Raw genomic sequence first — 12531 nt, 5'->3', positions numbered from 1 at the left:
TGCTTCGAGACCTTACCGAAGCAACGCGCGCAGCCGGCGCTTGTCGACCTTTCCCACCTGCGTCAGCGGCAGACGGGGTACGACCGTGACGCCACGTGGTGCATAGAGATCGCCCAGTTCGGCGACAACGGCCTGCTCCACCTCGTGGAGGTCGAGCTCGTGGCCGTCCTCCACCACGACGAACAGGTGCACCGCCTCGCCCCACCTCTCGTCCGGTGCCGCCACCGCCGCGGCCTGCCGGACGCCGGGCAGCGTCACGAGGAAGTCGTCGAGCAGCCGCGAGTAGACGTTGTCGGAGGTGCGGCCGGTGACGATCACGTCCTTGCTGCGGTCGTCGAGGTAGAGGTAGCCGTCCTCGTCGAAGTGGCCCACGTCGCCGGTGTTCAGCCAGCCGTCGCTGGTCTCGCTCAGCGGCGGCTCGCCCCAGTAGCCGCGCATGACGTGCGGGCCGCGCACCCACACGTCGCCGTCGCGCACCTCGACCTCCATGTCCGGGTTGGGCTTGCCGACGGTGCGCAGCGTGTGCGGCTTCGCGAGGTCGACGGCCGTCGCGGGCATGAACGCGATCGCCATGGCCTCGGTCATGCCGTAGCCCTGGTACACCACCGGACCCCAGCGCTCGACCGCCTGCCGGAGGCGTTCCGGTGCGAGCGGGGAACCGCCGAGGCCGATGCTGAGGAACTGCGGTCCCGGGCAGTCCGGGTGGTCCAGCACCTCGTACATCATGGGCGGCACGAAGAACGTCGCGTTGACCTGCTCGTCGCGGGCGAGCCGCACGAACGCGTCCGCGTCGAACACCGAGGGGCCGAGCACGAGCTTCGAGCCGGTGACCAGGGCCCCGACCGAGGCGCCGGCACCGCTGCCGTGCGTGATGAGCGTGCTGCACAGCATGGTGAGCGACGGCGTGTGGCCCAGCGCCTCCCAGCGGCTCGTCGAGCGCGGGCCGTGGACGGCGAGCTTGGGCAGACCGGTGGTGCCGCCGGTGTAGCTGACCGTGGTGAAGTCCGGCGCCGGGGTTCGCTCGACCGGGTCGCCGGGCAGCTCCGCGAGGTCCCAGCCGGTGAGGCGGGTGCTGAAGCCGGGGTCCACGACGACCGCCGCGACCTCCGCCTTCTCGATCAACGCCGCCAGCTCGCGCTGACCCGGCTCCGGTGGCACGTACACGAGCCGAGCGCCCAGCAGGTGCACGGCCACGGTGAGCAGCAGCGCCTCCGGGGTGTTGCCGATGAACACCGCCACGCCGTCACCCCGGCCGATCCCGCGCCGGGCCAGCCCGTCGGCCAGTCGGAACACCAGGTCACGGGCCTGGCCGCGGGTCAGGCGGGTGTCGCCGCCGATCACCGCCTCCCGTTCCTGCCCGGTCGCGAGGCGGTTGAGGACGAGGTCGACGTAGGTCATGGACCCTGTCTACTCCGGCTCCTCGTAGGCTGAACGGGTGGTAGCACCCCCGATGGCGCCCGATTCGCCAGAATCGCCGGAAAAGCCCGCCCGTCGCAAGCGGTTCAGCGGGCCCGTGCTGCTGCGCGTGCTCCTCGCCGTCGCCGGTGGCGTGCTGGTCTACCTGAGCTTCCCGCCGCGGCCGCTGTGGTTCCTGGCGCCGGTCGGGTTCGCCGTGCTCGCGTACGTGCTCTACGGCCGTCGTGCGCGCGCTGGGTTCGGATACGGCCTGTTGTTCGGTCTCGGGTTCATGGTGCCGTTGCTGCGGTGGACCGGGGAGTTCGTCGGGCTGGTCGCGTGGCTGCCGCTGGCGTTCGCGTGCGCGCTGATGATCTCGATCGGCACGACCGCGATGGCGTTCACCTCCCGGCTGCCCGCCTGGCCGCTGTGGGCGGCGTTCCTGTGGGCGGCGGACGAGGCGCTGCGCGAGGTGTTCCCGTTCGGCGGCTTCACCTGGGGCAAGATCGCGTTCGGGCAGCCGGAGGGCTGGTTCCTGCCGCTGGCCGCGCTCGGGGGCGCGCCGCTGGTGTCGTTCGCGGTGGTGCTGACCGGGTTCGGGCTGTTCTGGCTGACCAGGAACTGGAAGCTGGGCCTGCCGCTGCTCGTGGTGCCGCTGGTGGCCGGGTTCGGCGTGCCGGTCGGGGTGGACGCCTCCGCGGGCACCGTCACGGTCGCCGCGGTCCAGGGCAACGTGCCGCGTGCGGGGCTGGACTTCAACGCGCAGCGCCGGGCCGTGCTCGACAACCACGTCAAGAAGACGGTCGAGCTGGCCGACGACGTGGCCGCCGGCCGGGTGAAGCAGCCCGACGTCGTCATCTGGCCGGAGAACTCCTCCGACATCGACCCGTTCCGCAACGCCGACGCCAAGGCGGCGATCGACAGCGCGGCGAAGGCGATCAAGGCGCCGATCGCGGTCGGGGCCGTCGTGGTCGACCGGGGCGACGGGCTGCCGCGCAACCAGGTGGTGCTGTGGGACCCGGAGAAGGGCGCCACGGACACCTACACCAAGCGCAAGCTGCAGCCGTTCGGCGAGACGATGCCGATGCGGTCGTTCTTCCGGCTGTTCTCGTCCGATGTGGACCGGGCGGGCGTCTTCCAGCCGGGCACCGACCCCGAGGGCTTCCGGATGGGGCCCGCGCGGGTCGCACTTGACACATGTTACGAAGTGGCGTTCGACTCAGTTGTCCGCGACTCCGTGACGGCGGGCGCGACGATCATCGCGATCCCGACGAACAACGCCACGTTCGGTCGCACGGAGATGACCTACCAGCAGCTTTCCATGTCACGGGTGCGTGCCGTGGAGCACGGCCGGGCCGTGGTGGTGGCCGCTACCTCGGGGGTCAGCGCGATCGTGCGGCCTGACGGCTCGGTCACGCAGAAGACCGGCCTTTTCGTGCCCGGCGCACTGGTGGCGGAACTGCCCCTGCGGTCACAGACTACGCTGGCGACCTGGCTTGGAGCCTGGCCCGCGTGGGTGTTGACCGCTGCGGGCCTTGTCGCGTTGGCGCTGGGCTTCACACGACGACGGAAGGACTCGAATGGCGCAGCAGCCTGACCAGGAACTCGGGCAGGTGCTGGTGGTGATCCCGACCTACAACGAGCGGGACAACATCGGAAAGATCGTCAAGAGGCTGCACGCGGCACTGCCCGACGTGCACGTCCTGGTGGTCGACGACGGCAGCCCCGATGGCACCGGCCAGCTCGCCGACGAGATGGCGGCCGCTGACCAGCGCGTCCACGTCATGCACCGCACGGAGAAGGCCGGCCTCGGCGCCGCCTACGTCGCGGGTTTCCAGTGGGCGCTCGACCGCGAGTACGGCGTCGTGTGCGAGATGGACGCCGACGGCTCGCACGCCCCCGAACAGCTGCACCGGCTGCTGGACGCGCTGCCGCAGGCCGACCTGGTGATCGGCTCGCGCTGGGTGCCCGGTGGCGAGGTCGTCAACTGGCCCGTGCAGCGCGAGGTGCTCTCCCGCGGCGGTTCGCTCTACTCGCGCATCGCGCTGGGGGCGAACATCCGCGACATGACCGGCGGGTTCCGCGCCTTCCGCGCGGACACGCTGTGCAAGCTGAACCTGGCCTCGGTCGCCTCGGCCGGCTACTGCTTCCAGATCGACCTGCTCTGGCGCACGATCGAGCTCGGCTTCCGCGTGCGCGAGGTGCCGATCACGTTCCGCGAGCGCGAGTACGGCGAGTCGAAGATGAGCGGCAACATCGTCCGCGAAGCGCTCATCAGGGTGACCAAGTGGGGGCTGCGGCGGCGCGGCAACCAGCTCAAGGAGCTGTTCGGCGGCAAGAAGAAGTGAGGCGGGCCCGTCCGGAGTGGACGGGACCCCGACGGCCCCCGGCGTCGCGCCGGGGGCCGTTTTCGTGTCCGGGGCGATACGATTCAGAACCGATGCGACGGGACGTGGGGTGAGTGGTGGAGTGGAGTGCGGGCGCGGTGGCCCGGATGCTCGGCGTCTCGCCGACGACCCTGCGCACCTGGGACCGCCGGTACGGGCTCGGTCCGAGCACACGGGCGGAGGGCAAGCACCGCCGGTACAGCGAGAACGACGTGGCACGGCTGCGGCGGATGGTCGAGCTGACCACGTCCGGTGTCGCGCCGGCCTCTGCCGCGGCGACCGTGGTGCCGGCGACGTCGGACGACCTGGACTTCGAGGGTGCCGCGACCAGGCTCGACGCCGTGGAGATGCGCCGCGTCGCGGTCGACCTCATCGCCCGGCACGGCGTGGTGCACGCGTGGGACGTGGTGCTGGCGCCGTTCCTGGTGGAGCTGGGGGAGCGGGTCACGGCTTCGGCGTCGGGGGTCGAGGTCGAGCACTTCGCGAGCGCGAGCATCGGTGACGTGCTGCGGGCGTCCGCGGTCGCCGGTGCGCCGTCGGCCCTGCTGGCGTGCGCGCCGGACGAGCAGCACAGCCTGCCGCTGGACGTGCTGGCGGCGGCGCTCGCGGAGCACGGGCACGCGGCGCGCAACCTGGGGGCGCGGGTGCCGGGGGACGCGTTGACGAGCGCGGTGGAGGTGCTGAAGCCGCGGGTCGTCTTCGTGTGGGCACACGATCGGGTGTATGCCGAGCAGGTGCCCCTGGCCGAGCTCTCGGCGGTGCCGGTGCTGGTCGGCGGGCCGGGGTGGGCCTCGATGACGCTTCCGCCGGGCGTTCAGCGGGTCGACACGCTGGCCGCCGCGGTTGAAACGATTTTGAATCGAATCTAGTCTGGTCGGCGTGAGCCTCGCCGATCGCATGATCCGTCTGCTGTGGGCGGCGGGTGACGAGGCCGTCGCCGAACGGGTCGTGCGCGCCCACTGGCGCGCGTTGCCCTCCGACGACGAAGCCGGGCGGGCCCTGCGGTCGCGGCTGGTTGAGGCGCTGCTGCGGGAGGTACCCGGCAAGGGCGCCGAGATCCGGCGCGCGGTGCTGGCCGACGAGGTGTCGCTGCTCGGCGCCGCGGAACGGGCGGCCCCGAGCCGCGCGACCGTGCTCGCCATCGTCCGCGCCCTGCCTGTGGGGAGTTGTTGATGACCGCTCTGCCCGTGCGCCACCACCCCGTGCGCGTGCTGCTCGTGTTCGTCGCCGCGGTCGTGGTGACCGCCGTCGTCGGCTCGCTGTTCTCCGTGTCGGCGGGAGCGGACTACCAGGCCCTGCAACGGCCGTCGTGGGCGCCGCCGCCGTGGCTCTTCGGTCCGGTGTGGACGGTGCTCTACGGGCTGATCGCGCTGTCGGGCTGGCTGGCGTGGCGCGCCGGTGCCGGTCGCGGCGAGCTGACCCTGTTCGGCGTGCAGCTGGTGCTGAACGCGCTGTGGACGCCGTTGTTCTTCGCGCTCGGCTGGTACGCGGTGGCGGTGGTGGAGATCGCGCTGCTGTGGCTGTCGATCGCCGCTCTCGTCGTCGTGTTCTGGTCGCGCAGCAGGGCCGCCGCGCTGCTGCTGGTGCCCTACCTGGCGTGGGTCAGCTTCGCGGCGGCCCTGAACATCGCCATCGCCGTCGCGAACTAGCTGGTGGGTGTGTGGCCCGCGGAGGTGTGGTCGCCGCGGGCCCGTTCCCCGATGGTGAGACCGATGGCCAGCAGGACCATCGCGGCACCGAGGCCGAGGTGCAGCCAGTTGTCGGCGGTGTTGACGGGCAGGACGTTCGCGCGGGTCTGCTCGCCGACCGCGGAGCCGTAGACCCACAGCAGGACGTAGATCCCGCCGCCGACCACCAGGAACAACCGGGCGGCACCCGCCGTCCTCGCCATCAGCAGGCCGATGATCCCGAACGCCAGGTGCACCAGGTTGTGCAGCACGGACACGGCGAACAGCCCGAACAGGAGCGCGCCCGAGTGGTGGCCGGCGAAGGTCAGCTGGTCGTAGTGGCTGGTGATGCCGGGGATGAACCCGAGGACGCCGACGAGCAGGAACGCCCCGCCGACGACCCTGGCTGCCGTTTGCACAGGTTTCATGTGCCTGACTACCCCGCCACCGCCGGAACGAACTCGTGCGGCACCTCCGTCCCCACAGGTGCGGAGCGCCGGGTGGCTCCTGGGCGATCACTCCACCGCGGACTGTGACCGTCATCACGCCGCCGCTGGCGGGCGCGGTCGTGAATTGAGACACGGGGCTCAAGTGAAGCTGTGCTGAGGACCTGGTGCCTTGTTGGTTTCATACAAAGCACGCTGCTCAACTCGCTTCGCTCCAGCGGTTTTGTTACCGGGTAGTAGACGAGAGTGTGTACATCGATTGGGCGGCGACTGCCGCTGAGGTTGTCTGTCCGCGAGGAGAGAAGTCGTTGTTCAGTCGTGTAGCGATCGTCAACCGCGGGGAAGCCGCTATGCGGCTGATCCACGCCGTCCGTGAGCTCGCCGCCGAGTCAGGGGAACGGATCGAGACCGTTGCCCTGTACACCGATGTCGACAAGTCGGCGCCCTTCGTGAGGGAAGCCGACCTCGCCCACAACCTCGGCCTGGCGGCCGATCGTCCGTACCTCGACCTCGGGGTGCTGGAGAAGGCGCTCGTCGAGACCGGGGCCGATGCCGCGTGGGTCGGCTGGGGCTTCGTCGCCGAGATCCCCGAGTTCGCCGAGCTGTGCGAGAAGGTCGGGGTCACCTTCGTCGGTCCGTCGGCCGATGCCATGCGCAAGCTGGGCGACAAGATCGGCTCCAAGCTGATCGCCGAGGAGGTCGGGGTCCCGGTCGCACCGTGGTCGCGCGGTGCCGTCGAGAACCTCGAACACGCCCTGAAGGTGGCCGAGGAGGTCACCTACCCGCTGATGCTGAAGGCGACCGCGGGTGGTGGTGGCCGCGGCATCCGCAAGATCACCTCGCCGGAGGAGCTGGAGGAGAACTTCGACCGCACCAGCATGGAGGCCGAACGTGCGTTCGGCTCCGGCGTGATGTTCCTGGAGCGCCTGGTCACCGGCGCCCGGCACGTCGAGGTGCAGGTCATCGCCGACGGCCAGGGCACGGCGTGGGCGCTGGGCGTCCGCGACTGCTCGGTGCAGCGGCGCAACCAGAAGATCATCGAGGAGTCGGCCTCCTGCGTGCTCGCTCCGGAGCAGGTCGACGAGCTCAAGGCCTCGGCCGAGCGGCTCGCGAACGCCGTCGGCTACCGCGGCGCGTGCACCGTCGAGTTCCTCTACCACCCCGGTGAGAAGCTCTTCGCGTTCCTGGAGGTCAACACCCGCCTGCAGGTCGAGCACCCGATCACCGAGATCACCACGGGCTTCGACCTGGTCAAGGCCCAGCTGCACGTGGCGGGCGGCGGCAGGCTCGAAGGCGCCAAGCCCGCCGAGCTCGGCCACGCCGTCGAGGCCCGCCTCAACGCCGAGGACCCCGACCGCGACTTCGCGCCGTGCCCCGGCCGGATCGTCCGCCTCGAACTGCCCGCCGGCCCCGGCATCCGCGTGGACACCGGTGTCGCCGAGGGCTCGCAGATCCCCGCCGACTTCGACTCGATGATCGCGAAGATCATCGCGTACGGCCGCGACCGCGACGAGGCGCTCGGCAAGCTGCGCCGCGCCATGGCCGAGACCACGGTCATCATCGAGGGCGGCACGACCAACAAGAGCTTCGTGCTCGACCTGCTCGACGAGCCCGCCGTGGTCGACGGCTCCGCCGACACGTCGTGGATCGACCGGGTCCGCTCCGAGGGCGGCCTGATCTCGCACCGCCACTCCGCCATCGCGCTGGCCGCCGCGGCCATCGAGGTGTACGAGGACGAGGAGCAGATCAACCGCACCGAGCTGCTCGCCTCCGCGCACGGCGGCCAGCCGCGCACCAACCACGAGGGCGCGCGCAAGCTGGAGTTCGTGCTGCGCGGTCAGCCCTACGTCGTGACCGTGGCCCGCGCCGGCGCCACCAGGTACCGCGTCGGCGTGTCCGCGGCCGACTCCGACGTCGTGCTGTCCGCCGACGTCGACGTCGAGCGCTTCGACCACCACGTCGGCCAGATCACCGTCAACGGCACCCGGTTCCGCGTCGTCACCGGCACGTCCGGTGTGGTGCACCAGGTCGAGGTCGACGGCGTCACCCACCGCGTCACCCGCGACGAGGGCGGTGTGCTGCGCTCGCCGATGCCCGCGCTGGTCGTCGCCACGCCGCTGGAGGTCGGTGCCGAGGTCGAGGCCGGCGCTCCGGTGCTGGTCCTCGAGGCGATGAAGATGGAGACGGTGCTGCGCGCGCCGTTCCGCGCCCGGCTCAAGGAGCTGAACGTCGTCGTCGGCACCCAGGTGCCCGCCGGTGGCGCGCTGCTCAAGCTGGAGGAGGTCGAGGACGACGCGGGCGCCGTGCAGGTGCAGAAGCCGGAGTCCGCGGTCGAGCTGGAGATGCCCGCGCCGCAGACCGGCGTCCCGGCCGAGCAGCTCGCCGCACGGGGCCTCGACGACCTGCGCAGCCTGCTGCTGGGCTTCGACACCACCGCCGCGGACACCGAGCGGGTGCTGGCGGGCTACATGAGCGCGCGGGAGGACCTGGCGGAGCGGCCACTGGTCGCGGAGGCGCAGCTGCTCAGCATCTTCGCCGACCTGTGCGACCTGTCGCGCAACCGCCCGGCCGGCGAGGAGACCAAGCCGGAGAACCACATCCACTCGCCGCGCGAGCACTTCCACACCTACCTCAAGACGCTCGACGCCGACCGCGCCGCGCTGCCGGCGACGTTCCGCGAGCGGTTGCAGCACGTGCTGAGCCACTACGGCATCACCGAGCTCGACCGCACGCCGGAGCTGGAGCAGGCGGTGTTCCGCATCTTCGTCGCGCTGCGCCGGGGTGTGTTCGACGCCGCCGTCGCGACGACCCTGCTGCGCCGCTGGGTGGAGGAGGCGCCGCCGGTCGAGTCGGAGCGGGTGCGGGTCGGCCTGGTTCTGGAGCACATCGTCGCCGCGACCCAGGTCCGCTACCCGCAGGTGGCCGACCTCGCCCGCAGCGTCGTGTTCACCTGGTTCGCGCAGCCGCTGGTGCGCCGCAACCGCGCCCGCGTGCACACCGAGGTCCGCAGGCACCTGATCCACCTCGACGCGCAGCCGCAGGCCGCCGACCGCGAGGACCGGATCGCCGCGATGGTCGCGTCGGCCGAACCGCTGGTGCGCCTGCTCGGCCAGCGCATCGGCAAGCCCGGCGCGGACAACACCCCGCTGCTGGAGGTGCTGGCCCGCCGCTACTACACCAAGAAGGCGCTGGAGAACCCGCGCGTGGACGGCGCGTTCTTCCTCGCCGAGAACGAGCCGGAGCAGACCCGCCTGGTCAGCACCGCCGTCGAGTTCTCGTCGCTGGTGGACGCGATCGGCGACATCGTCAAGCACGCCGACGGCAACCCGGTCGTGGCCGACCTCTACGTCAACTGGCCCGACGGTCCGTCCGAACAGGACGAGCTGGCCGCCGGTCTGGGTGCCGCGGTGGCCGCGCACCAGCTGCCGCCGACGATCACCCGCATCACCACCACCGTGGCCGGCCGCCGCGGTGAGTCGATGCACCACCACTTCACGTTCCGCCCGTCCTCGAACGGGTTCGCGGAGGAGAGGCTGGTGCGCGGGCTGCACCCGCGCATCGCCGAACGCATGCAGCTGGAACGCCTGCGCGAGTTCGACCTCACCCGCCTGCCGTCGGTGGACGAGGACGTGTACCTGTTCCGCGCGGTGGCGAAGACGAACAAGTCCGACGAGCGCCTCGTCGCGCTGGGCCAGGTCCGCGACCTGACGCCGCTGCGCGACGACGAGGGCCGGATCGTGGCGCTGCCCGCGGCCGAGGACGTGCTGGCGACGTGCCTGGACGGCATCCGCCGGGCCCGTGCGCAGGCCGGTGGCCGCACCCGCCTCGCGACCAACCGCGTGGTGCTCTACGCGTGGCCGCCGACCGACCTGCACTCGGCGGACCTGGACGCGATCGCGTCCCGCGTGCTGCCCACGACCACGGGCCTGGACCTGGAGGAGGTCCTGTTCCTGGCGCGGCGCAAGGACAGCGAGACCGGTGAGCTCACCGACATCGGCGTCCGCATCGCCACCGACGCGGGCTCGGGCGTGCGGTTCTCGTTCGTGCAGCCGCCGACCGACGCGATCCAGCCGCTCGACGACTACCGCCAGAACGTCCTGCGCGCCCAGTCGCGCGGCACGATCTACCCGTACGAGCTGTGCGACATGCTCGCGGGCGAGGGCGGTTCGTTCGTGGAGCACGACCTCGTCGACGGCGCGCTGGTGCCGGTCGACCGCCCGCGCGGCGGCAACAGGGCGGGCATCGTCGTCGGCGTGGTGACCACCCCGACCCCGGCCTACCCCGAGGGCATGAAGCGCGTGGTGCTGCTGGGCGACCCGACCAAGTCGCTGGGCGCGCTCGCCGAACCCGAGTGCTCGCGGGTGATCCACGCCCTGGACCTGGCGTCGTCGCTGTCGGTGCCGCTGGAGTGGTTCTCGCTCTCGTCGGGCGCGAAGATCTCGATGTCGTCCGGTGTCGAGAACATGGACTGGGTCGCGGCGGCGCTCAAGCGCATCGTCGAGTTCACCCAGGACGGCGGCGAGATCAACATCGTCGTCAACGGCATCAACGTCGGCGCCCAGCCGTACTGGAACGCCGAGGCCACGATGCTCATGCACACCAAGGGCATCCTGGTCATGACGCCGGACTCGGCGATGGTGCTGACCGGCAAGCAGGCGCTGGACTTCTCCGGCGGCGTGTCGGCGGAGGACAACTACGGCATCGGCGGCTACGACCGCGTCATGGGCCCGAACGGCCAGGCGCAGTACTGGGCCCCGAACCTGCGGGCGGCGTTCGCCGTGCTGCTGGCGCACTACGAGCACACCTACGTGGTGCCGGGCGAGCCGGGCCCGCGCCGGGTGTCCACTTCGGACCCGGTGGCGCGCGACGTCTCGTCGTACCCGCACGTGGCGGGCGACAGCCCGTTCACGACGGTCGGGGAGATCTTCTCGGCCGAGGCGAACCCGGACCGCAAGAAGCCGTTCGACATCCGCACGGTGATGCGCGCGTTGTCGGACCAGGACCACGTCGTCCTGGAGCGCTGGGCGGGCATGGCCGACGCGGACACCGCCGTGGTGCAGGACGTGCACCTGGGCGGCATCCCGGTGACGCTGCTGGGCATCGAGTCCCGCGGCGTGGCCCGCGCCGGTTTCCCGCCCACCGACGGCCCGGACACCTACACCGCGGGCACGCTGTTCCCGAAGTCGTCGAAGAAGGCGGCCCGCGCGATCAACGCGGCCTCGGGCAACCGCCCGCTGGTGGTGCTGGCGAACCTGTCCGGCTTCGACGGCTCACCCGAGTCGATGCGCCTGCTGCAGCTGGAGTACGGCGCCGAGATCGGCCGCGCGATCGTGAACTTCCGCGGCCCGATCGTGTTCTGCGTGATCTCCCGCTACCACGGCGGCGCGTTCGTGGTCTTCTCGAAGGCCCTGAACCCGTCCATGACCGTGCTCGCCGTCGAGGGCTCGTACGCCTCGGTCATCGGTGGCGCACCGGCGGCCGCGGTCGTGTTCGCCCGTGACGTCGACGGCCGCACGGCCAACGACCCGCGGGTGAAGAAGCTGGAGACGGCGGTCGCGGAGGCCTCCGGTGCCGAACGCGCGGCCCTGGCCGCCGAGCTGGCGTCGACGCGGCAGTCGGTGCGAACCGAGAAGCTGAACGAGACGGCGGCGGAGTTCGACCGGGTGCACAGCGTGCAGCGGGCGGTGGAGGTCGGGTCCGTGGACGCGATCATCTCGGCTGCCGAGCTGCGGCCGGCGATCATCAAGGCCGTGGAGGCCGGTCTGGCCCGCTAGTGCTTGGATGGAGGAGCCCCGGCGATGTCGCCGGGGCTCTTCTGCGTTCTGGGGGTGGTCGTGCGGGACATCGCGGAGCTGACCGAGGTGGACGACCCCGGCTGGCCGGTGGTGGCGGAGGCGGTTCCCGCGTCGTGTGCGGTGCTGCCACCGGAACCGGGTGCCTGCCGGGCTGTGTTGCTGCAGCTGCAGGTGACCGTGCGGTCGTTGCTGGGCGCGGTGGTGCTGAACACCGGCGGGATGGTGCTGCACCACGGGTGGTTGCGCGTGTACGGTGGCTCGGGCGGTGCGTTGCCGAGCCTCGGAGAGGTCAACGGGTTTCCCGAGACCGTGGACCCGTCGTGGGCGCCTGCCGGCGGGCTGGTGCTCGCCCACGACGTGCTGGGTGGCGTGTTCGCGTTGAACGGTGCGGACTGCGAGCGGTCCGGTCGACCGGGGGAGCCGGGGCAGGTCGTGTACTTCGCGCCGGACACGCTGGAGTGGGAGACCTTCGACGGCGGACACGGCGCGTGGCTGATGTGGATGCTCGACGGTGGGGTGGAGCGGTACTACGAGGGCATGTTCTGGCCGGGGTGGGAGGCGGACGTGGCGGCGCTCGGGCTGCGCGAAGGCATCACCGCGTACCCGCCGCTGTGGTCCGGGGAGGGCGCGACCGACGTCGCCGGGGCCACGCGGTCACCTGTGCCGATGAGCGAGCTGCTCTCGTTCGCCGCGGACGTGTGCGGGCAGCTCGGCATCGCCGATCCGGGGCCGCTCGGCGAGGTGGCGGAGTAACCCGCGGTTGACGGAGACCGGCCACTTCGCAGCTGAGCTCTTTCCTCCCGGTTCGGTTCGCGCGTTCCGGATGCCGAACGAACGTGCA

9 protein-coding genes are annotated in these 12531 nt (G+C 71.4%); 7 read left to right on the top strand and 2 right to left on the bottom strand.

Going from position 1 to position 12531, the window contains the following annotated elements:
- Positions 1–12: 12 nt before the first annotated feature.
- Complete coding sequence (locus ACZ7CD_RS19615; RefSeq protein WP_470373521.1) at positions 13–1398, bottom strand: class I adenylate-forming enzyme family protein; 1386 nt, start codon at positions 1396–1398, stop codon at positions 13–15.
- Between the two features lie 115 nt (positions 1399–1513).
- Between ACZ7CD_RS19615 and lnt the strand changes: the two genes are divergently transcribed.
- The 5 genes from lnt to ACZ7CD_RS19590 all read left to right on the top strand — a co-directional run bounded on the left by lnt (position 1514) and on the right by ACZ7CD_RS19590 (position 5431).
- On the top strand, positions 1514–2992 hold the full coding sequence (gene lnt, locus ACZ7CD_RS19610; RefSeq protein ID WP_458431635.1) for an apolipoprotein N-acyltransferase: 1479 nt from the start codon (positions 1514–1516) through the stop codon (positions 2990–2992).
- On the top strand, positions 2976–3743 hold the full coding sequence (locus ACZ7CD_RS19605; protein WP_470379421.1) for a polyprenol monophosphomannose synthase: 768 nt from the start codon (positions 2976–2978) through the stop codon (positions 3741–3743). Before lnt ends, ACZ7CD_RS19605 begins: the two co-directional genes overlap by 17 nt.
- A 113-nt stretch (positions 3744–3856) precedes the next feature.
- On the top strand, positions 3857–4651 hold the full coding sequence (locus ACZ7CD_RS19600; RefSeq protein WP_470370303.1) for a MerR family transcriptional regulator: 795 nt from the start codon (positions 3857–3859) through the stop codon (positions 4649–4651).
- 10 nt (positions 4652–4661) lie between these two features.
- Positions 4662–4955 carry a hypothetical protein gene (locus ACZ7CD_RS19595; protein WP_360393676.1) on the top strand — a complete coding sequence of 98 codons (294 nt, stop codon included), beginning with the start codon at positions 4662–4664 and terminating at the stop codon, positions 4953–4955.
- Entirely contained in the window at positions 4955–5431 is a 477-nt protein-coding gene (locus ACZ7CD_RS19590) for a TspO/MBR family protein (protein ID WP_458431637.1), read from the top strand. The genes ACZ7CD_RS19595 and ACZ7CD_RS19590 overlap by 1 nt, the downstream gene beginning before the upstream one ends.
- On the opposite strand, the gene ACZ7CD_RS19585 is transcribed toward ACZ7CD_RS19590, so the two are convergent.
- Positions 5428–5877, bottom strand: a complete 450-nt coding sequence (locus ACZ7CD_RS19585; RefSeq protein WP_458431638.1) for a DUF4383 domain-containing protein — start codon at positions 5875–5877, stop codon at positions 5428–5430. The two genes, ACZ7CD_RS19590 and ACZ7CD_RS19585, sit on opposite strands and share 4 nt — an antisense overlap.
- 326 nt (positions 5878–6203) lie before the next feature.
- Between ACZ7CD_RS19585 and ACZ7CD_RS19580 the strand changes: the two genes are divergently transcribed.
- Together ACZ7CD_RS19580 and ACZ7CD_RS19575 are read left to right on the top strand one after the other, a co-directional pair.
- Complete coding sequence (locus ACZ7CD_RS19580) at positions 6204–11669, top strand: ATP-binding protein (RefSeq protein ID WP_470370304.1); 5466 nt, start codon at positions 6204–6206, stop codon at positions 11667–11669.
- A 24-nt stretch (positions 11670–11693) separates the two neighbouring features.
- On the top strand, positions 11694–12443 hold the full coding sequence (locus ACZ7CD_RS19575; protein WP_470379420.1) for a DUF2625 family protein: 750 nt from the start codon (positions 11694–11696) through the stop codon (positions 12441–12443).
- Positions 12444–12531: the final 88 nt, after the last annotated feature.

It is taken from the genome of Lentzea sp. NPDC036949, assembly GCF_055608075.1.
Note: the sequence above shows the minus strand (reverse complement) of the source record. Positions and strands in the feature narration are given on the sequence as shown.